Origin of the sequence: Kitasatospora sp. NBC_00039, assembly GCF_045160625.1 — a bacterium.
Taxonomy (GTDB): Bacteria; Actinomycetota; Actinomycetes; order Streptomycetales; family Streptomycetaceae; genus Kitasatospora.
In genome coordinates, this window is record NZ_CP108290.1 from 656,627 (window position 1) to 678,553 (window position 21,927).

Annotated in this window: 17 protein-coding genes; 3 read left to right on the top strand and 14 right to left on the bottom strand. The window is 72.6% G+C overall.

From position 1 onward, the window contains the following. Window positions 1–42: 42 nt before the first annotated feature. Entirely contained in the window at window positions 43–1,281 is a 1,239-nt protein-coding gene (locus OG286_RS39030; protein WP_331742162.1) for an MFS transporter, read from the top strand. Window positions 1,282–1,683: 402 nt separating this feature from the next. Here the strand turns inward: OG286_RS39030 and OG286_RS39035 are convergent, their stop codons facing one another. The 13 genes from OG286_RS39035 to OG286_RS39095 all read right to left on the bottom strand — a co-directional run bounded on the left by OG286_RS39035 (window position 1,684) and on the right by OG286_RS39095 (window position 18,419). Beyond that, window positions 1,684–4,140: a ricin-type beta-trefoil lectin domain protein gene (locus tag OG286_RS39035; protein WP_331742165.1), complete on the bottom strand. Its 2,457-nt coding sequence runs from the start codon at window positions 4,138–4,140 to the stop codon at window positions 1,684–1,686. A gap of 264 nt (window positions 4,141–4,404) precedes the next feature. Further along, the gene (locus tag OG286_RS39040) at window positions 4,405–4,755 is read right to left on the bottom strand and encodes a hypothetical protein (protein ID WP_396322110.1); all 351 of its coding nucleotides are present in this window, start codon (window positions 4,753–4,755) and stop codon (window positions 4,405–4,407) included. A 483-nt stretch (window positions 4,756–5,238) separates the two neighbouring features. Next, window positions 5,239–6,606, bottom strand: coding sequence for a M1 family metallopeptidase (locus OG286_RS39045; protein ID WP_331742170.1), 1,368 nt, complete (start codon window positions 6,604–6,606; stop codon window positions 5,239–5,241). Between the two features lie 163 nt (window positions 6,607–6,769). Then, window positions 6,770–7,288: a nucleoside 2-deoxyribosyltransferase gene (locus tag OG286_RS39050; protein WP_331742173.1), complete on the bottom strand. Its 519-nt coding sequence runs from the start codon at window positions 7,286–7,288 to the stop codon at window positions 6,770–6,772. Window positions 7,289–7,376: 88 nt separating this feature from the next. Next, the gene (locus OG286_RS39055; RefSeq protein WP_331742176.1) at window positions 7,377–7,997 is read right to left on the bottom strand and encodes a class I SAM-dependent methyltransferase; all 621 of its coding nucleotides are present in this window, start codon (window positions 7,995–7,997) and stop codon (window positions 7,377–7,379) included. 27 nt (window positions 7,998–8,024) lie between these two features. Then, entirely contained in the window at window positions 8,025–9,905 is a 1,881-nt protein-coding gene (locus OG286_RS39060; protein ID WP_331742179.1) for a hypothetical protein, read from the bottom strand. Between the two features lie 159 nt (window positions 9,906–10,064). Further along, a complete protein-coding gene (locus OG286_RS39065; RefSeq protein ID WP_331742183.1) occupies window positions 10,065–11,294 on the bottom strand; it encodes an MFS transporter in 1,230 nt (409 codons plus the stop codon). An 81-nt stretch (window positions 11,295–11,375) separates the two neighbouring features. Beyond that, entirely contained in the window at window positions 11,376–12,617 is a 1,242-nt protein-coding gene (locus OG286_RS39070) for an ATP-dependent carboxylate-amine ligase (RefSeq protein WP_331742186.1), read from the bottom strand. Next, entirely contained in the window at window positions 12,614–13,795 is a 1,182-nt protein-coding gene (locus tag OG286_RS39075; protein WP_331742189.1) for a DegT/DnrJ/EryC1/StrS family aminotransferase, read from the bottom strand. The genes OG286_RS39070 and OG286_RS39075 overlap by 4 nt, the downstream gene beginning before the upstream one ends. Next, entirely contained in the window at window positions 13,792–14,958 is a 1,167-nt protein-coding gene (gene blsG, locus OG286_RS39080; protein ID WP_331742192.1) for an arginine 2,3-aminomutase, read from the bottom strand. Before blsG ends, OG286_RS39075 begins: the two co-directional genes overlap by 4 nt. Window positions 14,959–15,148: 190 nt before the next feature. After that, entirely contained in the window at window positions 15,149–16,099 is a 951-nt protein-coding gene (gene blsF / locus OG286_RS39085; RefSeq protein WP_331742195.1) for a CGA synthase-related protein, read from the bottom strand. Further along, on the bottom strand, window positions 16,087–17,076 hold the full coding sequence (blsE, locus tag OG286_RS39090; protein WP_331742198.1) for a cytosylglucuronate decarboxylase: 990 nt from the start codon (window positions 17,074–17,076) through the stop codon (window positions 16,087–16,089). The genes blsF and blsE overlap by 13 nt, the downstream gene beginning before the upstream one ends. 74 nt (window positions 17,077–17,150) lie before the next feature. Next, complete coding sequence (locus tag OG286_RS39095) at window positions 17,151–18,419, bottom strand: hydroxymethylcytosylglucuronate/cytosylglucuronate synthase (RefSeq protein ID WP_331742201.1); 1,269 nt, start codon at window positions 18,417–18,419, stop codon at window positions 17,151–17,153. Window positions 18,420–18,732: 313 nt separating this feature from the next. Between OG286_RS39095 and OG286_RS39100 the strand changes: the two genes are divergently transcribed. Next, window positions 18,733–20,373, top strand: coding sequence for an ATP-binding cassette domain-containing protein (locus OG286_RS39100; protein WP_331742204.1), 1,641 nt, complete (start codon window positions 18,733–18,735; stop codon window positions 20,371–20,373). 236 nt (window positions 20,374–20,609) lie between these two features. Next, window positions 20,610–20,897, top strand: coding sequence for a hypothetical protein (locus OG286_RS39105; protein WP_396322103.1), 288 nt, complete (start codon window positions 20,610–20,612; stop codon window positions 20,895–20,897). A 45-nt stretch (window positions 20,898–20,942) separates the two neighbouring features. Here the strand turns inward: OG286_RS39105 and OG286_RS39110 are convergent, their stop codons facing one another. Next, the gene (locus tag OG286_RS39110) at window positions 20,943–21,842 is read right to left on the bottom strand and encodes an MBL fold metallo-hydrolase (protein ID WP_331742207.1); all 900 of its coding nucleotides are present in this window, start codon (window positions 21,840–21,842) and stop codon (window positions 20,943–20,945) included. Window positions 21,843–21,927 lie beyond the last annotated feature (85 nt).

Below are 21,927 nucleotides of genomic sequence, written 5' to 3' on the forward strand. Positions count from 1 at the left end.
GGTCATCCCCCGGGTCCTCACACGTCCGCCAAGGGAGTCGCCATGTCCGTCGCCGTTACGACCATCGCCGCCACAGCCCGCACCGCGCCACCCCGCACCGACGGGGCTCGGTCCGGCCGGCCGCCGGCCGCCCTCTGGCTGGCCCTGCTCGCCACGCCCATCGCCATGGGCGCCAACGCGCCCGTCCTGATCCTCCCCGACATGGCCCGCTCGCTCGGGGTCTCCACCACGACCGCGACCTGGCTGGTCACCGTCTTCGCCTGGGCGATGACCATCGGAACGCCGCTGTTCGCCGCACTGATCAGGCAGCGGGGGCTCCGGCCGACCCTCGTCGTGAGCGGGGTCGCCGTACTCGCCGGCACCGCCATCCTCACCACCTCCCCCTGGCTCGCCCTCACGCTCGTCGGGCGGGCCGTCCAGGCGGGCGGCGGGGCGGGGCTCGTGGCCGTGGCGATGAACCTGGCCGGTTCGGCGCGGCGGATGGGGGCCATCACCGCGGGGTTCGGGATACTCGGCGCCTCGGCGCCCCTGCTCGGCTCGGTGATCGCAGACGCGGTCTCCTGGCGGCCGGCGCTCGCACTGTCCACCCTCGCGCTCGTCGCGATACCCGCCGTCTGGCGTCACGCAGACCCCGCCCGGCCCGCAGCCGCCCCCTTCGACGCCACGGGGGCCACGCTCGTGGTGGCACTGGCCTCGGCACTCGTCCTCCTGCCCACCGCACCGCTCGCCGCCGCCGGCGCCGGCCTCGCCGCCGTCGTCTCCCTCGCAGTCCACGTGCGACGCCGCCCTGACGGCTTCGTTCCGGTCGTCCTGCTGCGCTCACGCGCCTTCATCGGATCCGCACTCCTCGCCGCCGCCTTCTCGACCTCGTACTTCACCCTCCTGTTCAGCCTGCCGCGGCTGATCCAGCAGCGGACGTCGTGGAGCACGGAGCTCATCGGCACCGGACAGCTCGTCGCACTGCTCATCGGCTCGGGCCTGTCCTGGCTCCTCGCCGCGGCCTCGATGCGCCTCGGCCACCGCGCGGTCCTCGCCCTCCTGATCACCCTCGCCGTCCTCGCCCCGGTGACCGCGGCCCTTGCCACCTGGCCGCTGCTCCTCCTGTGCGCAGCCTCGGCAGCCGTGTTCGTCTCCGCCGGCAGCAACGCCGTGCTGTCCCTGCACGCCGCCAAGAGCGCGCCCCAGCACCACCGCCCCACCGCCATCGGCCTGTTCGTCCTCTGCTACCAGCTCGGTGGCGCCCTCGGGCCCGCGCTGGCAGCCCTGCTCGTCCTGAAGTAGCACCGCCCGGGCCGGCCGGAAGAGGCCGGTCTCGCGGTGGGAGCGGCCGGGGATGTGCAGTGGCCGGTGAAGGTGGACTGAACGCCGCTCGGGCGGCCGGGTGGTAGTGCGGCAGCGGGTGGGTGTTCCCGGCCCGGACCAGGCGCTCCACCGCGCCGACCGCCTGCGACAGCGGCAGACGGGCGAAACCCTGGCCTGCCTGCGACAGCGGCAGACGGGCCAGGACGTCGCGGACGCAGCGGCCACCGGCGGTCCTCGGTACCATGAGGCGGACGTTGGGACCGATCCGCTGCCTGCGGTAACGGCGGGCGCCGCCCCTGCGTGCTGCCGCCGTCCGCGCCCACGGTGCGTCGGTGCCGGCCGACCGTCGAGGAATCCGGTCGGCCGGCACCGAGCGGATGATCAGCCGGGCAGTCGCCAGGACTGATTGGCCCCGCCGTCACAGTCCCAGATGTCCAGCCGGGTGCCGTTCGCGGTGTCGAGGGCCGGGTCGTCCAGGCAGCGACCGGACTGGAGACTCCTGAGGCTGCCGTCCGGCTGCGGCGACCACTGCTGGTTGGCGCCGCCGTTGCAGTCCCAGAGCTCGACGGGTGAGCCGTTGGCCGTGGCCTGGCCGGTGACATCCAGGCACTTGCCGTTGTGCGTGAGCTTGCCGCTGTCCAGGGTCCAGACCTGGGCCGAGCCGCCGGTGCAGTCCCACAGCTGCACCCGGGCGCCGTTCAGGCCGGAGTCCTGGTCGACGTCCACGCACTTGCCGGCCGCGAGCCCGGAGGTGATCGGGCCGACGGGCAGCGGGGTGGCGGCGCCCGGGGTGAGGGCGAAGTCGTCGAACTGTTGGGTCCGGTAGCCTCCGCTGCCCAGCCCGAGGCCGGCCATCCCACTGGTGAACGAGGTGTCGGTGGCCCGGCCGACCTCATGGCCGCCGACGCTCGCGATCAGGGTCGAGCCCTGCAGGGTGAGGGCGAGACCGGTCCACTTGCTCAGGCCGGGTGCCGCGATCGTCCCGGTGGCGAGGGTGGCGAAGCTCCAGCTGGTGTCGCTCTTGAGGATGGACCACGTGCCGGTGTCGGAGAGCCGCAGGTGGTAGGCGTTGAGGCCGTTGTTGTTGTGCCCCTGTCGGCCGATCCGGCCCAGCAGTTCGACACTGCCGGGCTGCTCGAACAGGACGTCCGAGGCGACGGTGTAGTTCTGCCAGGCGCCCTCACCCATGATCGTGTACGGGGCGTTGAACGGTTCGTCGGTCCAGCGCATCGGCACGGTGGGGGCCATCTGCCGCAGGCAGGTCCCGGTCCGGCCGCCGCCGCAGGCAACGGTCTTGAAGGCGCCGTTCATGTCGGCGAAGTACTTCGGCGAGGTGGTGGCGGCGGGCGCCTCGAAGCTGTCGGCGTAGGGCAGTTGGAGGGCGCTGCCGGGTGGGGGCGTGGCTGTGCCCTTGCCCTGCCCGGTGGTGGTGGTCACGGTGTAGACGTAGCCGGGCTGGAGGGTCAGGGAGTAGCCGCCGCCGCCCGTCACGACGGGGTCCGGCTGGCGGACGAACCAGTCGCTGCTGTTGTCCGACCGCACGTTGGTCGCCCACACGTGCACCCGTCCGGTGGGCAGGCCGCCGGTGACGGTGAAGTTCACGGCCTGCGCGGCGGTGGCGTCCATGGTCTCGATGACGGTGGAGTACGCGGAGTTGTCGGCGGCCTTCAGCGTCGCGTAGCTGCCGTTGGTGCGCTTGTTGCCGAGGTAGCTGCTCGCGCCGTCGACGTAGCGCCAGCCGGGCTGGGTGAACTGGGTGGTGTGGGCGGTGACCCAGGCCGTCTTGCCCACGGTGTAGTTGCCGGACCACGGCTGGTCGGCGAGTGCCATGCCGTCGGTGGCGAAGTCCAGGTTGCCGTACAGCCCGGCGACGACCGGCCAGTTGACGAAGGCGGTGAACCGGGAGTCGATGTATCCGCGGTTGATGCCGCGGGCCACCGAGCTCGCTCCGGCCTGGTAGTCCTCGGAGCCGTTCTCGCTCGCCCAGATCGGCTTGCCGAGCCCCTGGGCCTTGTCGATCGAGGCGGAGTCCGCGGCGGGCTTGCAGTTGCTGAAGTCGCTGTTGTAGCCGCAGGGGTAGTGCACCCCGATGACGTCGACGGCGTTGCGGAAGGCGGCGTCGTCGGTCATCTGGTCGACCACCCGGTAGCCGAACTGGTCCGGGGCGACGACCTTCACCGAGCCGAAGCCGCCCGTGACGAGCTTGTTCTTCAGACCGACGAACCACTGCGGGTCGGCGTCGTGCTCGTTCCAGCCGCCGAGGTAGTCGATGGTGAGGTTGTGCTGCCGGGCACAACCGAGCCACGAGAGCAGGTAGTCGTGCATCTTCGGGGTGTAGACGGTGTTGCTGGTGGTGCTGTTGTCGTTGACCCAGCCGGGGGCACCCCAGGAGAGCGCGGCCAGCTTGATGCCGGGGTTGCGGGCCTTGGCCTGCTCCATCATCCACCACTCGTAGCCCTGGTTGCAGTCCACGGTGTCGGCGGTGTGCATGTGGCTGGCCTCGGCGCCGTCGGTGGAGTTGGTGTCACCGCCGATCTCCACCTTGAGGATCTGGAGCGCGGCGCCGTAGCCCGGCATGAACAGGTAGTCCAGCACCTGGCTGCGCTGCGGTTCCGGATAGTCCGCCAGTAGCCGGGAGTTGCCGCCGCCGCCGGAAATGGCGCCGACGCCGTCGAACACCCGGCCCGCCTGGTTGCCGGCGACGGTGATCGTGGTCGCGGCGGGGGCCTGCGCGGGGGTGGCCTGCACGGGGGTGGTTGCCGCCACGCCGGTGAGCGCGCCCACCGTCAGGGCGAGTGCGGAGAGCAGGGTGGTGCGTGGTCGTGATCGCCAGGTCATACCAGCTCCTTGTGGGGGATCCGTACGGCTCGGACGGTGTGTCCGAGAGTGGTGGGGCGGCCCGTGCGGCGGGCCGGGGTGTGTCGCGCCACGTGGCTCGCGCCCCGCGGGCGGCGGGGTCAGGCCGGCGGGCGGACGCTGAGTTCGTCGCTGCGGGCGCGGGGAGTGGGACTGGGAGTGGGACTTCCACGGGGTGGGGTGACCGGTCTCGCGGCCGGACAGCACAACGAGACCGGTCGTGAATCGGGACGGCGGTGTGGCGGACTACTGCTTCGTGGCCCGCTGCTGGAGGTAGGTGATGTTGTCCTGGGACCACGCACCGCCGTTCAGCCAGCCCGACGCAGCCCACTCCAGGCCGTAGAACGTGACGTCCGGATTCCGACTGCGTTGCGGCTCCGGGTAGTCGCCCAACGACCGCGAGGTGGCGCCGCCGCCGCTGATGGGCCCAAATCCACCGACGGCACGGACACGTGACGAGCCGTCGGTGGCAATCCGCTGCTGCTGCGCGGCCTGGGCTTCGGACGCCAGGGTGGGCGTCCAGGTGGCGGCGATGCCCGGGGCCGGCGCCGCCAGCGCAGTGGCCCCGCCCCTGAGGGCGCGGGGAGGTATTCGCACGGAATGCTCCAGTTCCATGGGTGGGGGTCCTGTCGCGGAGGGCTCGCAACGGGATGGAACGCATAGGCCTTTGATGCCCCGGTCGGGTGGGCCGGGTTGAGCGCACCCCGGAGCCCGATGCCGGGCCGGCGGCCGTGCGAGCGCTCAATTTCGCCCAATATGAAGCACAATCACACAGACGTCAACATGACTGAACAGGCATGTGCACGTTTTCGTCTGCCGAGGGGATGTCAAGGGGCGGCGCTCCCTCTTCGATGCTCGACCGGCCTGGACCGACCGCACGAAGGTCGAGGGTTCGCCAACGGCTCCACCCCGCAGCGGGAGGGCAGGCTGCAGCTCGGGCCGGCGGGTAGCGGTCGGCGAGGCCGCAAGCAGAGTGTGCGGCGGAGCCGAACCGCCGGCGACGAGTTCGCGTTGGCAGAATCCGGCATGGCGGAAAGACGACGCGTCGGCGGCTCCGGGCCGCCGCCCACGGCCGGTCGGTCAGGGGTCGATCCGGTGGGCGGCCCAGAACGGGGTGAGGTCCTCGGCGGTGGCGGCCTGGGCGGCGGACGCGAAGGCGGGGGTGCTGCTCACGCCGTACCGGTGCTCGCGCACGTAGTCGCGGAGCAGGCGGGCCATCGCGTCGGCTCCGAGCAGCCGCCGTAGGTCGTGCAGCGCGCACGCGCCGTAGTCGTACACGACGACCCCGTACCGGGCCGGGTGTTCGTCCCAGTACGCCATGCCGTTGGTGATCCGTTCCTGCGGCGACGACCACACGACGGCGCTCCAGCAGTCCGCCCCGTCCCGGCCGCCGGCCAGGTCGGTGGCGTACTCGGCGAACGATTCGTCCAGCCAGGGCTGGCGGTACTGGTCGTCCCCGACGATGCCGTACCACCACTGGTGGGCGATCTCGTGGACGAGTGCGGTCGTGTTCACCCGGTCCAGGACGAACCCCGGGTACTCCATGCCACTGAACCAGAGGTCGTTGTCCAGGACGGCGTCCAGCTCCGGGTACGGGTACGCGCCGAATGCGCGGCCGTGCGCGTCCAGCGCGGACTCGGCGGTGGCCAGCATCGCCAGCGCGTCCGCCGCGGCGACGCCGGCCGCCGTGTGGACGTTGACCGTGACCCCGTCGGCGGAGACTCCGGAGACGGTGCCGAACGGGCCTGCGGCCCAGGCGAAGTCGCGCACCTTCCGGGCGGTCGCCGTGGTGACGGTCCGTCCGGAGGCGCCAGGGCTGTCGGACGAGCTCCCGGTGGCGGGTACCCCCAGGGCGGCCGGATGGTCCAGCACGACGGTGAAGTCGGCGGCCAGCGTGTAGAAGGACTCCCCGGTGTCGGTGAACGGGTCGAGGTGCCAGCCGGTGGTGTCCCGCACCGCGAGCACCGGCAGGGCGTTGCCGAAGTAGCTGTACGCCCCGTGCCGCCCGAACCGGTCGGCGTCGTCCGTGCGTTCGGGGGCCCGGATGGTGAGGTCGAAGCCGACCGTGTGGCGCCGGCCGTGGCCGAGCGGCGCCGGCAGGGCGATCCGCAGTGCGGTACACCCGACCGAGAGGTCGCCCGCGGTGGCCCCGGCCAGGTGTGTCACGGTGACGGACGGTGCCGTGCAGCCTCCGTGGGCGTTGCCCCACAGCCTCAGGAAGACCTCGTGGAGCGGCTCCGCCGAGGCGTTGCCGAAGGTCACCCGCTCGTGCCCGGACCAGCCGCCTCCCGAGGAGTCGCCCGCCAGCTCGGCCACGTAGACGGCCGCGGCCGGCGTCCCGGCCGGCTCGGCGCGCCGCCCGTTGCCGGGGCGCGAGCCGCCCGACGTGGTGGCGATCAGCGCGAGGCACGCGAGGACGGCTGCCAGGAGCCGGGCGGACTTGTTCATCGGTTCTCCTCCTCGGGAGTCGGCGGCAGGGCCGGGTGCGGGAGGCTTCCGTTCCGGCTTCGGCTTCCGTTCCGGTTTCCGCTTCCGCTCCGGCTCCGGCGTCGGCTCCGGCTCCGGCGTCGGCTCAGGCTCCGGCCGAGGCCGGAGCCCGGACGCTGGCCGGTCACCGACCGCCGTTGCCCTCCCGCTGCCGCAGCACCGCCAGGTCCACTGCCCGGTCGACGGCAGGCAGGCAGGCGGCGATGTCGGTGTGGACCACGTACTCCACCGAGGCCACCGTGTGCAGGCCCTGGACCAGGAAGGTGTACTCCCGGCCGCGTTCCAGCAGCAGGACGATCGGCTTGTCGAACGCGCTGGCCCAGCCGATCTCGATGTGGGTGCCCGGGGAGGCCGGGTGGCCCGGGAGGGCGACGAAGACATCGGCCTTGCGGATCTCGTCCTGGTCGAGCTTGGTGCACTGATCCGGCCGCATCAGGTCCGCACCCCACGCCTCGCGGCGGTGGGCGTTGTGCACGGAGAGCCCCTGCGCCTCGAAGTGCTTGATCAGGACGTCGAACGGGGCCCGGGCATCGGCCGGCATCTCTCCGGTCTCCGGGTCCAGCAGCTGGATGAACGGGCCGGCGAGGAAGATCGAACGGATGCCCAGGTCGGGGCGGGAGTCATGGGGCAGCGTGATGGCCATGGGGATACCTCCGGAGCAGCGCCGGTGACCGGGTGTCGGGTGAGGGCCGACCGGCGGGCGGGCGTGGGCTGAAGGCGGCGTGCCGGGGTCAGTCCTTGAGGAAGCACTGGATGAAGGCGTCGCCGGTGGTGCCGCCGTGGGTGTACTCGGTGGTGTCGTACGCGACGAAGGGGTGCCGCTCGACCCGGATGCGGCGGAAGTGGGGGAAGTACTGCCAGCGCAGCTCCGGCTTGGTGCTGAAGAACGGGATGAACACGCCGCCGGGACGCAGTACCCGGACGACCTCCGGCATGGTCCTGGCCCACAGCTCGGCGTCCGTCCAGACGTCCATGTCGAGGGCCGGGTCGAAGAACATTCCGTCGATGCTCTCGGACGGCAGCTCGAAGATCCGCTGGAAGAAGTCGCCGCGTTCGACGGTGAGGTTGTCGGGCAGCTCGGGGTGCCGGGCCTGGAAGAGGTCCTCGACCTCGTCGAAGAGTTCCAGCACGGTGTGCCGTCGGGTCGCCGGGTTGCCGGCGATCCGCAGCGCGGACAGGCCGAGGCCCAGCCCCACCTCGTAGAAGTCCTGGCCGTACTCGCAGAGCATGTCGGCGCTGGCCCACATCAAGTCCCGCTCCCAGGCCTGCATGGCCTGCTCGCCGCCGATGCTGAGGGTCACCTCGCCGTTCTGCTCGATCAGTTCGATCGCGGGCTTGGTCTGGCTCTCCATGGTTCTCCCTAGGGGGTTGCGGGTGGGTCAGGTGCTCACGGGGACGACCCCGAAGTGGCGCCGGGCCGTCGAGACGGCGAGGTCCTGCACGGCGAACACCGTGAAGTAGTAGGCCTGCGGGGCGGTGTCGGCGGCGAACCGCACGCGGAACGCGACCTCCTCGGCGTGCCCGCCGGTGAGCCGGAGCCTCGTGGTGACCGGCTCCACCGTGGTGTCCTCGCGCAGGTAGCTCGGGACGAAGAGGCCCAGCCGGACCGGGCCGGTCCGGGGCGCGGTGACCAGCGCCCGGACCTCCAGCACCCCGCCCTGCTCGACCTCGTCCGCGGCGTGGGCGAGCAGCGTGGGGGCGTCCGGGAGCTGGAAGGTGACGTCGCCGCAGCGCATGCAGACGACGCACGTGGTGTCCGGGACGTGCGGGAGCAGGCCGCGCCGGCTGAACTCCTGCGCGGGGCGCCCGCAGTGGCAGGCGACCTCGCGGACCTGCGGGTCCAGGCTGCTGCGGTCGCCGAAATGCGCCGGGTAGTTCATCAGCTCGTGCTCGGGGTTGGCCGCGACCTGCTCGGTGATCACGTGGTCGAGGGACTGCAGGTCCGCCGTGAGCGATGCGCGGACCTGCTCCGGCGACTGGTCGGCGAGGTGGGTCGGCCTTGCCACCCAGAGGTCGACCTTCCGGGCCAGCTTGGTCAGCCGCGGACGCAGCGGGTGGTTGTGCGGCAGCAGCTCCGAGGCGAGGTAGGCGGTGAGCCGGGCGCCCACGGTGAGCAGCAGCGGGTCGGGGCGGTGGTCCGCCGGCGCCGGGGGTGGCGGGGTGTCCTCCGGTGCTCCCGGCAGGCCGAAGCGCATGAACGCCGGGTAGGGGTGGGAGCCGGCCAGGCTGGCGTTGAGGGTGTCGACGGAGTCCGCGCCGACCAGGGCGCCGTGCATCCAGGCGACGTTCTCCGGGCGGTCGGTGTCGTGCACCGACACGGCCGAGACCACCGTGCGGGCCGGACCGTCGAGCGCGTTCAGGAGCAGCTGGTACTTCGGGTCGTACAGGGCGAGGTCTGCGAGCGGGCCGCTGTTGCACGCGCTGAGCACGAGCTCCACGGCCTCCACCCGGTTGAGCGGGACGAGTTTGTCCTCCGGCTTGTAGCAGGGCAGCCCGTAGGCGCAGCGCGGGCCGAGCAGCCCGGGCACGGCCGGGGCCGAGCCGTTGAGGCCGCAGATGGTGAACTCGCCGAGGTTGACGCTGTCGTCCTTGCCGTGTCCCTGGAAGGCGACCCGCCGCCAGCGGGTGCCGAGGATCTGGGCCTGGATGTCCTCGCGGTCGAAGTCACGGTCGTCGAAGACCTGGACACCCGGCAGCCGGGGCGGGCGGTCGGTGTCGGTGAACAGGCCCAGCGCGTCGACGTCGAGCGCCGGTTCCGCGTACTGCTTGGCCACGTTCCAGCCGACCGAGGCGTCGTCCCGGCCGCTCAGCAGCGTCAGCCCGTACGGTCGGCCGCGGTAGGTGGCCAGCAGCAGGGCCCGGACGGGGTCGAGGGTGAGGCGGTCGTAGCGGCCGACGAGCAGTAGCGAACCGCTGTGCCGCTCCTGGAACGCCGCGACGTCCGCCAGCTCCTCCTCGGCCACCCAGGTCCGGGCGAGCGGGCGGGCGAGGTCCGCGAGCCCCTCGGGCAGCTGCGCCGCGCCGAGGACGATTCCGACATCCAGCGGGTGCGGCTGCCGCAGGCCGCCGTACAGCCGGCCGGCGAGCTCGACGCTCTGCGCCAGATCGGCGCGGTCCTCGGTCGGGACCGGCACCGGCAGGAGCTGGGGGGATGCCAGGAACTCCCGGACGGCCTGCGGTAACTGGTCCCGGGTGACCGGACGGAACAGGGGGGTGGGTTCGGACCGGTCGGGCCGCTGGTCGGTGGGGGCAGCGTTCATGGTGGACACCTCGTGTGGTCCGCGCCGGGAGGGCGGGGGAAGGGGAGCGGCTCGGCGGGCGAGCCGATGACGGTCAGCCTGGCGGCCGGGGGGCGACAGGTCTGATGAGGCGGGGCGTCGACGAGCCGGCCGGCGGGTCCCGGGTGGTGGGCCCGGCCGTCATGCCGCACACTCCACCACCGGCACCGCGCGCCGGGTCAGCAGCCCCCGGCATGCGAAGGCCAGTGCGGCGGCGGCCAGGGCGGTGCCGGTCGCCACGGCGAACACCGCGCGCGGCCCGAGCGGGTCCATCAGCAGCCCGCCGGCCTGCTGGCCCAGCGCGTCGCCCAGGACGGTGGCCAGCGAGGCCCAGGTGAAGGCCTCGGCCAGCGAGCGGCCGTCGGCGATGCCGCTCACCAGGGTCATCTCGCTGGCGGAGACCAGGGCGATGGGTGCGCTGCCCACCGCGAGGGCCACCGCGAGGCCCACCGGGGAACCGGCGAGCAGCGTCAGGCCCGTCCCGAGGGCGTACGCCAGGAGCAGCCGGGGGAAGCGCACCTGGGGGGCCACCCGGGACTGGGAGCGGCCGAGCCAGAGGGCGCCCAGGGCGCTGCCGACCCCCCAGCAGGCGTAGACCACGCCCGCGCCGCCCGGGGCTCCGTGCCGGTCGACGAAGGCCGGGATGGCCAGCGTCAGCAGGCCGATGGGCACCGCGGAGAGGGCCATGATGCCGGTCAGGGCCAGCAGGGCGGGCTCCCGCAGCGGTCCGAGCGGGTGGCGCGGCTCCTTCGGAGCGGCCACCGCGGTGTCCTCGGTGCCGACCGGGAGCCGGGTGTACGCGAGCCCGAGCGTGCCCATTCCGCCCACCACCGCGACCGTCGTCAGCGCCAGACCCGCCGAGCCGACCAGCATCAGCGCTGCCAGGACCAGCGGGGCGCCGATCACCAGGACCTCGGTGAGCAGCGCCTCCCAGAGGTAGGCGGTCTCGCGTTCCTCCTCCTGGAGCGGCAGCCGCGCCCAGAGCGACCGCATGCAGGCGTTCGCGGGCGGCAGCACCGCCCCGGAGAGGACCGCCGCCGCTGGCTGTGCCCAGCCGCCGGGGTGGGTGAACCACACCAGGACGGTGAGCGCCAGCGGGTAGGCGACGGCGGTCGCCGTCAGCACCGCCGCCCGGCCGCGACGGTCGAGGTGGCGGGCGATCAGCGGGCTGCCGAGGGCCATCCCCAGCGTGTACAGCGCGGCGACCAGACCGGCCTGGGCGTAACTGCCGCCCTGCTCACGGACGGTCAGGACGACCGCCAGCGACATCAGATAGACCGGCAGCCTGGAGACGACGCTCCACCAGGCCGCCCCGGCCACCCGGGGGCGTGTGAGCAGATCGAGGAAGCGACGGGGCAGGCCGCTGGTCACGTGGTCGTTCTCCGTTCCGTGGCCGCACGGGGCGGCGGAGTCGGGTGCCGGGTCGCTGCGCGGGCGGGCGGCACGGCGGGATCAGGTGGGGACGACACCGGCCTCCCGAGCCGGCTCAACCTCGATCGCGAAGCGGTCGAGCACCTCGCGCATGCGGACTTCCACCTCCTCGACCGACCCTCCCACGACGTGGGCGTACCCCGAGGCGTTGTGCGAGGCCCGGCGGGCCGCCACCCGGTCACCGGCACGGACCTTGAGGACGGCGTCGACGACGCCGGGCATCCCCAGCAGCTCCTCCCGGGGGGTGATCCGCCGGATCGTCCCGGAGCCGGGCAGCGGCAGCAGCAGGTCGCCCGCACAGCGGCGCTCGCGGTAGTCCAGCCCGGGCCGGCGGCCGAGGTAGACCGCCAGGGTGGCGCCGAACACGTCGAAGCCGTACGCGTGGCCGTGGTTGGCGGGGATCTCGCAGCCCGCGAGCCGTACGCCGATCTCGCCCGCGTACACCTCGCCGTCGATCAGGAAGAACTCCATGTGGGCGTACCCGTGGTCGATGCCCATCCCGGTGGCGATGCGTTGGACCAGCGCCCGCACGTCGACCGGCGGCCCTTCACCGGTGCCGACGCTGATGTTGGCGTTCATCGCGCCGTCGACGATGTCCAGCGGTCGGCAGGGCATCGCGCTCGGCCACGCGTCCAGTACCTCGCCGCCGAGGATGATCGCGCACACCTCCCACTCGGTACCGCCGAGGTGCTCCTCCACCATCCACTGCCGTGCGGTGAGGTCGATCCCGGCGAGGTCACCGGGCCCTGCGAGCCGGTAGGTGTCCACGCAGGCGAACGAGTCCACCGGTTTGAGCACAACCGGCCAGCCGTGCCGCCCGGCGAACCGCTCGACCTCGGCGCTCGACCACACCCGGGTGAACTCCGCCGTCCGCAGGCCGAGTTCCCGGAAGCGGGCCTTCATGGCAGCCTTGTCCCGGACGAGGGTCACCTGCTGCTCGGTCAGGTGCGGCAGGCCGGCGAGCGCCGCGAACCGCTGGGCCACGGCCTGGCGGGGCTCCGACGGGTTGCAGAACCGGGTCGGCGGCACCGGCAGCCCGGCCGCCCACTCCCGGTACCGCTTCGCCTCCTCCTCCGCCGGCACGCCCTCACGCACCCAGAAGGCGGGCAGGTGCGCGGTCTCCAGGAGGTAGTCCTCCGGCAGGTCCAGGCGTGTCTCGGCGAACCGCAGCAGGACCAGCCGGTCGGCCAGCTCCCGGGCCGCGTAGCGGGTGAAGGACGAGGGTCGGTCGTCCACCATCAACAGCACCTCGGCGTCGGTCACACCGCCTCCAGCACCCGGCGGACGGTCTTGGCCGCGAGGGCCTGTTCTTCCTCGGGCAGCTCGGGGGAGAGCGGCACGCACAGGGTGCGGTCCAGCAGGTCCCTGGTCCGGGCGAAGCCGTCGCGGCTGAGCGCGAGCGGGCCCTCGGGGGCGTGGTTCCAGGGGAAGCCGTCGCGGTAGAGCGAACGGCGGCCGGCGAGCACCGGATGGTCGGGCAGCAGGTACTTCCCGAGCGTCCAGTTGGCGATGCCGGCGGCGGTGAGCGCGGTCACCGCGGCGTTCCGCAGCTCCTTGCTCTCGCACCGGAAACGCAGGCTGACCTTGACGTCCCCGGCGGCCCGGGGCCGGACCTCCAGGTCGGGCCGGTCGGGCAGTTCGGCCATGGCGATGGCGTACATCCGCTCCAGGCCCGCGAGCAGCTCGTCGAGGTGGCGGAACTGCTGGCACTGGACGGCCGCGACCTGCTCGCTGGTCACGAAGTTCTCCCCGAAGTGGGCGTCCTGGTCCCACGTCGGGTAGTGGCCGGGCACCCGCGCCGAGCCGTGGTCGTGGTAGCGGCGCATGGTCGCCCAGGCGTCGTCGTCATCGGTGAGGACCAGCCCGCCCTCGCCCGAGGTGAGGACCTTGTTGTGGTGGAAGCTGAACGTCCCGGCGTAGCCGGCCGTCCCGGCGTACCGGCCGTCGGGCAAGCGTGCGCCGAGGGACTGGGCGCAGTCCTCGATGAGGTACGGGACATCCGCCGGCAGCGGTGCCACGGTGCCCTCCATGTGGGCGGTGATCACCCGCCGGGCGCCGGGCGGCAGCAGTGTCGGGTCCATGGAGAGCGAGTCGTCGGCGTCGACCAGCACGGGGATCAGGCCGCACGACAGCACCGCGCCGGCCACCGCGACGAACGTGACCGCCGGGATGTGCACCAGGTCGCCGATGGCGGGGCGGGTCGAGATCAGGGCCAGCCTCAGTGCCTCCGTGCAGTTGTGGACGGCCAGGGCGTGGCCTGCGCCCAGCCGTTCGGCGGCCGTCCGCTCCAGCCGGGAGGCCATGCTCTCGGTCTCGGTCTGGTAGCGGAACAGGACCTGGTGCTCGATCACCTTCTGCAGTTCCGACATGTCGGACCAGTCGAGGTAGTTCGCTCCGTAGGGCAGGAAACGCTGCCCGAGCCGCTTGTCGAGTGAGCTCATGCCGTGTCGGACTCCGTGATCGGCTGCGCCGAACCGTCGACGACCATTTCCTGGCCTCGGTGGTTGCGGAGCAGCAGGCCTTCGGGGATCTGGGTGTAGGAGGGCGGCGCGATGGGGATCTTGCCGATCTTCGTGGTCAGGACGTACTGGGGGACGCCGAACCCGGTGATGTGGCCCTGGAGGCCGGCCATGATCTCCCAGCCCTTCTCCACGGACGTCATGAAGTGCGAGACCCCGGTGACGTTGTCGCAGTGGTAGAGGTAGTACGGCCGGACCCGGATCCGCAGCAGCTCGGTCATCAGGGTGCGCATGGTGGCGACGTCGTCGTTGATCCCGCGCAGCAGCACCGTCTGGTTCCCGACCGGGATCCCGTGCCGCAGCAGGCGGTCCACCGCCGCCGCGGCCTCCGGGGTGATCTCCTTCGGGTGGTTGAAGTGGGTGTTCAGCCAGACCGGGTGGTAGCGGGAGAGCATCGAGCAGAGGCCTTCGGTGATCCGCTGCGGCAGCAGCACCGGGAACCTGCTGCCGATCCGGATGATCTCCACGCTGGGGATCGCCCGGAGGCCGGCGATGATCTCCTCCAGCTTGCCGTCCTGGTAGGACAGCGGGTCGCCGCCGGTCAGCAGGACGTCCCGGATCTCGGGGTGGTCGGCGATGTAGCGCAGGTCCTCGTCGTAGGAGCCGCCCTCGTCGTCGCGGAAGTAGGTACCGTCGACGTCGGTGGTGTGGAACTTGCGCGTGCAGTGGCGGCAGTAGACCGGGCAGGCCTCGGTGATCAGCATGATCACCCGGTCCGGGTACTTGTGCACCACCCGGTTGGTCTTGCGGTAGTAGGTGTCCCCGACCGGGTCGACCTCGGCGCCGGGGAACTCCATCAGCTCGCCGAGCGCCGGCACCGCCTGCTGCCGGACCGGGCAGTCGGGGTCGTCCGGGTCCATCAGCGAGGCGTAGTACGGGGTGACGCTCCAGCGGTACTTGCCCGCCACCCCGGCGATGGCCGTCTCCTCGTCGGAGCTGAGGTTGATCCACTGCCGGGCCTTGTCGACGGTGGTGATGCGCCGGCGCATGTGCCAGCGCCAGTCGTCCCACTCGGTCTCCGGGACCCTGGGGCGGATCAGTTCGGGGCGGGCGGCAGCCGTGGACTCACGGAGTGTGTCGGACATGGCGGCTCCAGTACGACGCGGACGACGTGGACGGGGTGGACGGGGTGGACGGGGTGGACGCGACCGGTGCGGTCGGACCAGCAGGCTGACGGTCGGTGGGCGGGGTGACGGTTGGTGGCGGTGTCGGGACGGCTGAACGGGCGGGCCCACGCAGGGGCCGCGGCGGGCGGACGGCGGGCTCACGGCGGGCTCACATCGGGGCGAGCGCGAGCTGACGGAGGGTGCGCGCGACCCGCTGCGCGCCGCGCAGGTCGTCCAGGGCCGGGTCGAGCAGGTGCCAGGGCCCGGCTGCGGCGTCCGCCGGCAGTGCCCACACACCGGGGTCGGCCGGATCCTCCGCCGAGGGCAGCGGCAGGACCTCGGCGAGCCGGTCGGCCAAGTCCCGCTGGGCGGCCCCGAGTGGCGGCAGCAGGACCAGTGGTGCCCGCCGCGCCTGGGCGAGTGTGAGTGCCCCGAGGACCGGTGAGGCCAGGAACACGGCGGAATCGGCGTGGAGTGCGTCCACGTCGGCCTCGACGGCCCGGTGCACCCTGACATCCGGATGCTCCGCGAGGCTGCCGAGGGCGGACCGCAGGAGGTCGAGCCCGGTGTCGGTGACCACGGTGCAGTTTCCGGTGCGGTGCAGTGCCGCCTCGGCCCACCCCCGTAGTGCCCCGGTCGCGAAGGCCTCGGCGTCCGCCTCGGGTACGCCCCACAGGGAAAGCAGCAGGAGGGTGCCCGAGCGGGTCCGGCTCCGACCGGTGCGCTGCGGCGCGAGCACCCCGGTCGGCCGTGTACCGCGGGGGAGGGGCCCGGACGGCGGCAGCCATCCGGGCCGGTGGAGCCGTCCGACGGCACGCCCCGGCGGAGCCTCCGCTGCGGGCGGGCCGGGGTGGCCCGAGCCGAGGTGCACCACCGGCACGCCCAGGCCCAGCAGCCGTTCGGTGACCACCATGTCGTCGCAGACCAGCGCCGCGACCGGTGGCGGTTGGAGCTCGGACGGGTCCGTCCGGCGGAGGTCGCCGAGGTGGGCGGCCACCCGGCGCAGGGCGAGGACCGAGTCGAGCTGGTCCTCGCGGGCACTCAGCAGTACCCGCAGGGCGTGCACGGCGCGACCGCCCTGCGTTGCCGGGGACTCCCGGGCGGAGGTCAGTAGTGCCATGCGCCCACCGACCCGAGTCGCGCCACGTCGTCGCTGTATCCGGCGGCAGTGGTGGAGCACCCGCTGCACACCTCGGGCCCGCGATCACGGAAGTAGTCGGCGTGCGCCCGGAAGACCGGGGTGTCCAGCCGGATCACCCCCTGCTCCCGCAGAGGGGCACCCCCGGCCCCGTCGTCGCCGTCCCGGTGGGGGATGCAACTGCACGCGAACATCCGCCCGTACTTGCCGTCGACGTAGATGACGTCGTCGGCGACGTGGCACAGCGGTTCGGCGGCGCGCGGGGTGACGGACCGGGTGAAGTACCGCTCCTGCTCCTGCGGGGTGTCGCCGTAGAAGCGCTTGCCCATCGGGACCAGCACGGTGGCCGGGTCGGCGTCGTAGATCGGATCGCAGACGCTGCGGACGTGATCGGCGTCGGGGTAGGTGATCGTGCGGTCGAGCTTGAGCGCGGACAGCTCCCACTGCTGTACCCCCGCCTCGGTCAGCACCTCCTGCAGTCGTGGCATCTCGGTGTAGTTGTGCGGTCCGACCACGGTGTTGACCCTGGGCAGGACGCCGAGCGCGGCGGCGTCGCGCAGGCCCTGCAGCCCGCTGTCGAACATGCCGGGGGAGCGCCGGTAGAGGTCGTGGGTGGCGCCGGAGGCGCCGTCCAGGCTGACGATCACCTGGGCCAGACCGGCCGCGGCCAGTGGGGCGGCCATCCTGGGCAGCAGCGAGCCGTTGGTGATCAGGGACATCTTCATCCCCGAGGCCGTCCCGGCGCGCACCAGCTCGACCACGTCCGGGTGCATCAGCGGCTCGCCGCCGGTGAACCGGACATAGCCCACGCCGGCGTCCCTGGCCTTCGGCAGCAGGTCGTCGAAGTCCTCCCGGGAGAAGCGGAACGTGTCGCGGGAGAGGGCGAAGTCGCACATGAAGCAGTCGGCGTTGCAGGCTTCCAGGATCCTGATGAAGAGGTAACGATCACGGGCACGCACGGGGCGGAGACCTTCCAGGCGACTCACGGGACGAGTGGACGGGGTGGGGTGGCGGGCCGGCGGGAGTGCGCGGGTCAGGAGCGCGGATCCGCCGCGCCCAGGACGCCGAGCAGGGCGTCGGCCACCTGGGCCGCTCCGCCGGTGCCGATCGCCGTGGTGAGCGCGCCCCAGTCGTCGAGCCCGGCGGCCCGGCGCAGTGCCTCCAGGACGCCGTCGCGCAGGGCGTGGCCGACGGCTGGGCGGTCATCGCCCTGCGCCGCCGACGCGATCGCGCCGTAGATCAGTTCGAGGGCGCTGTCCTCGCCCTCCGAGCGGAGCGCCAGTGCCTCGTCCTCGGCGAGCACGGCTTTGGGCCAGGGCACCCGCAGCCCGGCCCCGAGCGCCTGGCTGTGGTACCGGCCGTTGAAGATCTGGCTGAGGTTCTGCGGTGGTAGGCAGACGGTGGGGACGCGCATCCCGCCCGCCTCCAGCAGGGTGGTCAGCCCCGGTGAGGTGAGCAGGACGTCGCAGTCGTCCAACCGCTCCAGGAACGCGCCGTGCGTGAGCGGCCCGGTGGTCGTCCGGGGCGGGGCGATCGCCGCGTCGACGAGCCGGCCCGCCAGGTCGGCGGGCAGGTTGCCGGCGATGTGCACCTCCTCGACCCCGTGGGCGGCGAGGGCCTCGAGTGCGGCCGGGACGACCAGACGCGGGTAGTGCCCGGGATCGTCGAGCCTCGGTGCCCGCAGACCGCCCAGGCTGATCAGTGCCTTGCGGTACGGGCGGCCGGTGCCCCGTCCGGCGCCGCGCTGCGGCTCCGCGGCGCGGGGCCGGGCGATCACCGCCTCTACCCAGCGCAGCCCCCGGGCGTCGGCCAGGACGTCCAGGCACTCGGGCGGCAGCTCGACGCTCTTCTGGGCGCAGTACACCGTCGCGTCCAGGGGCAGCGCGGAGCGGTCGCCCTCGGACCAGAGGAACGGCAGGCTGTCGACGAACACGGTGGGCACTCCTGCGGCCAGCAGGTCGTTCGCCGCCGCGCCGTCCAGGACGACCACGGCGGCCCGCACCTGCTGCGACCGCACCACGTCCCGGACCGCGGCGGCCGACCGGTCGGGATCGTCGGGCAGGTCGTGCCAGTCGTCCACCGTGTGCTCGGCGAGCAGCGGGCGGCCCAGCCCCGACGCCAGCCCGACGAAGCGCAGGGGAGGCGTCCTCGGGCGGTCCCGCAGGGCGGAGAGCACCGCGCTGAGCTTTCCCGAACTGCCCCAGCCGAATTCCGCCCCGACGAGTGCGACGGTGACCGGAGCGGATCCCGGTGCGGATCCCGGGGCGAGGGCCGTGGAGTGCGGGGTGACGGGGGATGACATCGGTTGTCTCTCGCATTTCCGTGGAGGGCCGGCCACGCTTCGGACGCCCACGCACGTACGCAGGCGGAGCCGCCTCGGGAGGGCGTGAACGGCCCGCCTGGTGGCTTCCTTCGGGCACAACCATTGTGTATACGGCCGGTTCGGGCAAGGCATCTGGTGAAGCGTTCAGGCTGACGAGTGAATAGCCCGATCGAGCTACTGGATATGATCCGATGAGCAATAGTTGACGATGGGTCACGCGGGTGACGGATCCATCGGAGAGGCGCGGGAATTGAATCGCCCACCGAGCGTTCGGCGACTAGGATCCGCTCCCATGGGCTATCTCGAAGCCACCGGCCTCGGTCACGTTCTCGCCGACGGTCGCGAGCTGTTCCACGACGTCTCCTTCCGTGTACCCGCCGGTGAAACGGTCGCGCTCATCGGCGACAACGGTGCGGGCAAGACCACGCTGCTGCGCACCCTCGCGGGCGAACTCCCGGCACAACAGGGGTCGTTCCGCAGCCAGGGTGCCCTTGCGGTCATGCCGCAGTTCATCGGCAGCCTGCGCGACGACCGCACCGTCCGGGACCTCCTGCTCACCGTCGCACCGCCGCCGCTCCGGGCGGCGGCCGCCGCCCTCGACGCGGCCGAGCTCGCCATGATGGAGGCCGACGACGAGCCCACCCAACTCCGCTACGCCCAGGCACTGGTGGACTGGGGCGAGACCGGCGGGTACGACTACGAGGTGCTCTGGGACACCGTGACGGTCGCCGCACTCGGCATTCCGTTCCAGATCGCGCAGTACCGGGAGGTGGCGACGCTGTCCGGCGGCGAGCAGAAGCGGCTTGTCCTGGAGGCCCTGCTCCGGGGCCCGGCCGAACTGCTGCTGCTCGACGAACCGGACAACTATCTGGACGTCCCGGGAAAGCGCTGGCTGGAGGAGCAGCTCGCCCAGACCCGGCAGGGCGTGCTGCTGATCACCCACGACCGCGAGGTGCTGAGCCGGACGGCCGGCCAGGTCGTGACGCTGGAGGGCGGCACAGCCTGGACCCACGGCGGCGGATTCGCCACCTGGGGCGAGGCCCGTGAGGCCCGCTGGCAACGCGCGGCCGAGCTGCGGCAGCGCTGGAGCGAGAAGCACGAGCAGCTCAAGGACCTCGTCAGGACCTTGCGCCAACAGTCGTCCATCAGTGACGAGATGGCCTCGCGGTACCACGCTGCCCAGACCAGGCTGGCGAAGTTCGAGGCGGTCGGGCCGCCGCCCGCGCCGCCACGCCGGCAGCGGGTCGTGCCGGACCTGCGCGGCGGCCGGACGGGCGTTCGGGCGATCACCTGTCGCGACCTTGAACTCAGCGGGCTGATGCGGCCGTTCGACCTGGAGGTGTTCTTCGGCGACCGGGTCTGCGTGCTCGGTTCGAACGGATCCGGCAAGAGTCACTTCCTCCGCCTGCTGGACGAGGCCGGCGGAGACGCGGCCGCGACCGTGGCGCACACCGGTGAATGCCGGCTCGGTGCACGTGTACGGCCAGGACTGTTCGCCCAGACGCACCGTCACCCGGAGTGGGCCGGCCGGACCCCGGCCGACATCCTCGGCGCCGGCGAGGGCGACCGGGCCGGGCTGGACCTGGAGCGCGCCATGTCGGCCCTGAGCCGCTACGGATTGGCCGGCGCCGGCCGCCAGAACTTCGAAACCCTGTCGGGCGGGCAGCAGGCACGCTTCCAGATCCTGCTGCTGGAACTCGCCGGGGCGACCCTGCTGTTGCTGGACGAACCGACCGACAACCTCGACCTCATCTCGGCGGAGGCCCTGGAACAGGCCCTGGCGGCCTTCACCGGAACGGTGGTGGCGGTCACCCACGACCGCTGGTTCGCCCGGGTGTTCAGCCGCTTCCTCGTCTTCCGGGCCGACGGCCTGGTGGTGGAGGCGGACGAACCGGTCTGGGACGAGGGTCGGGTCAGCCGCGTTCGCGGCTGACCCGAGCAGCCCCTTCGGACTGACTGCGCAACGGCCGAACGCGGGCGCGCCGCCGGCTCGTCCGCGCCTAAGCGGGCTCCGGTCCCCGGCCGCCCTCGTACACGGCGGCGGGGCCGTCGATCAAGGGAACACCGTAGGGGCCGAGTACCCCCCGACAGCCGACCGGGGGAGTCGACCGGGGGAAGCCGCATGGCAATTGCCTTGCTGCGACGGTGGATGCGAGCGATGCTGGGCCGATGCCAGGGCAGCGGAAGAGAAGGCGTCAGCGGGAGGACGAGATCCGGCGGGCCGCCGCTCGCTTCGCGCCCGACGCGGGTAGCTGGGACGTGCTCTTCGAGACCCAGGACGAGTCGGAATGGCGCGCTCACATCCAGCATCTCCGGGCGACGGACAGACAGATCGACTGGACGGCGGTGCGGATGGACACCTTCTGTGGGCGTCTGGTGCAGCCGACCACCTATCGGCTGAGCCTCTTCGTGCCGGCCCCTGTGCCCGGTCCGGGCCAGGACTCCGCCACTGATTGATCGTGTGGCCGGCGGAGGTGCCGGTTCGGCCGGGCGGGCGGGCCGTCAGGCCGCGGGCACGGGAGTCAGCCGGTAGGCGTCCCCGTGCGTGATCACGCGGCCGGCGGTGGGCGGCGCGAAGTGGGTGCCGAGGACGAGGGTGTCCGTGCCGGCGAGGGAGGCGAGCAGTTCGCGGCGGGAGGCCTCGGACCGACGCGGGTCGATGTCGACGCAGGCGCCGATGGCGGGGTGGGCGAGCTGGACCGGGTGGTGGATGCAGTCGCCGGTGATCAGCGCCGTCGCACCGTGGCTGGTCAGCTCGACGGCGACGTGGCCGGGGGTGTGTCCGGGCGTGGGCAGCAGGCGCAGGCCCGGGGCGATCGCGATGCCCCCGGCAGGGACGTCGACGAGGTCCAGCAGGCCTGCCTGCTCGACCGGCGTCACGGAGTCGCGGAACATCTGGCGGCGGGCCTCGTCCATGTCGTAGGCGGCCCAGAACTCCCGCTCGGCGCGGGAGGTGAGGTAGCGGGCGTTGGGGAAGGCCGGGATCCACGCTCCGTCCACCTCCTGGGTGTTCCAGCCGACGTGGTCGGCGTGCAGGTGGGTGAGGACGACGAGGTCGACGGAGTCCGGGGGGAAGCCGGCGGCGGTCAGGCGCTCCAGGTAGTCCGTCCGCAGGTTGTGCCAGGCGGGGTTGGCCCGCTCCTTCCCGTTGCCGATGCCCGTGTCGACGAGGACGCGCAGTCCGGCCACGGTGAACGCGAAGCTGTGGCTGTCGAGGTGCAGGATTCCCTCGTGGTCGGCGAAGTCGGGGTGCAGCCAGTCCTGGCCGGTCACCACCTCGGGGGTGGCGTCGGGCAACAGCCACGGTCCGGTCGCGGGCGGCAGGAGGACCTCGTCGATGCGGTGGACGGTGACCTCGCCCAGAGTCCAGGAGGGGGTGGGCGTGGCGGCGTGAGTCTGCATGGTCCGTCGTTTCCTCTGCTCTTGTCGGTGGAGGTGGTCGTTGGGGGGCGTTGGCGGAGTTGTTCGTTAACGCGGCGGTCGGCGG

Excerpts from the sequence above, each read along its gene's own strand:
- OG286_RS39110 (WP_331742207.1), bottom strand. The coding sequence starts at position 21,842 with ATGCAGACTCACGCCGCCACGCCCACCCCCTCCTGGACTCTGGGCGAG.
- blsG (WP_331742192.1), bottom strand. The coding sequence starts at position 14,958 with ATGTCCGACACACTCCGTGAGTCCACGGCTGCCGCCCGCCCCGAACTG.
- blsF (WP_331742195.1), bottom strand. The coding sequence starts at position 16,099 with ATGGCACTACTGACCTCCGCCCGGGAGTCCCCGGCAACGCAGGGCGGT.
- OG286_RS39105 (WP_396322103.1), top strand. The coding sequence starts at position 20,610 with ATGCCAGGGCAGCGGAAGAGAAGGCGTCAGCGGGAGGACGAGATCCGG.
- OG286_RS39050 (WP_331742173.1), bottom strand. The coding sequence starts at position 7,288 with ATGGCCATCACGCTGCCCCATGACTCCCGCCCCGACCTGGGCATCCGT.
- OG286_RS39095 (WP_331742201.1), bottom strand. The coding sequence starts at position 18,419 with ATGTCATCCCCCGTCACCCCGCACTCCACGGCCCTCGCCCCGGGATCC.
- OG286_RS39060 (WP_331742179.1), bottom strand. The coding sequence starts at position 9,905 with ATGAACGCTGCCCCCACCGACCAGCGGCCCGACCGGTCCGAACCCACC.
- OG286_RS39100 (WP_331742204.1), top strand. The coding sequence starts at position 18,733 with ATGGGCTATCTCGAAGCCACCGGCCTCGGTCACGTTCTCGCCGACGGT.
- OG286_RS39055 (WP_331742176.1), bottom strand. The coding sequence starts at position 7,997 with ATGGAGAGCCAGACCAAGCCCGCGATCGAACTGATCGAGCAGAACGGC.
- OG286_RS39045 (WP_331742170.1), bottom strand. The coding sequence starts at position 6,606 with ATGAACAAGTCCGCCCGGCTCCTGGCAGCCGTCCTCGCGTGCCTCGCG.
- OG286_RS39035 (WP_331742165.1), bottom strand. The coding sequence starts at position 4,140 with ATGACCTGGCGATCACGACCACGCACCACCCTGCTCTCCGCACTCGCC.
- OG286_RS39075 (WP_331742189.1), bottom strand. The coding sequence starts at position 13,795 with ATGAGCTCACTCGACAAGCGGCTCGGGCAGCGTTTCCTGCCCTACGGA.
- OG286_RS39030 (WP_331742162.1), top strand. The coding sequence starts at position 43 with ATGTCCGTCGCCGTTACGACCATCGCCGCCACAGCCCGCACCGCGCCA.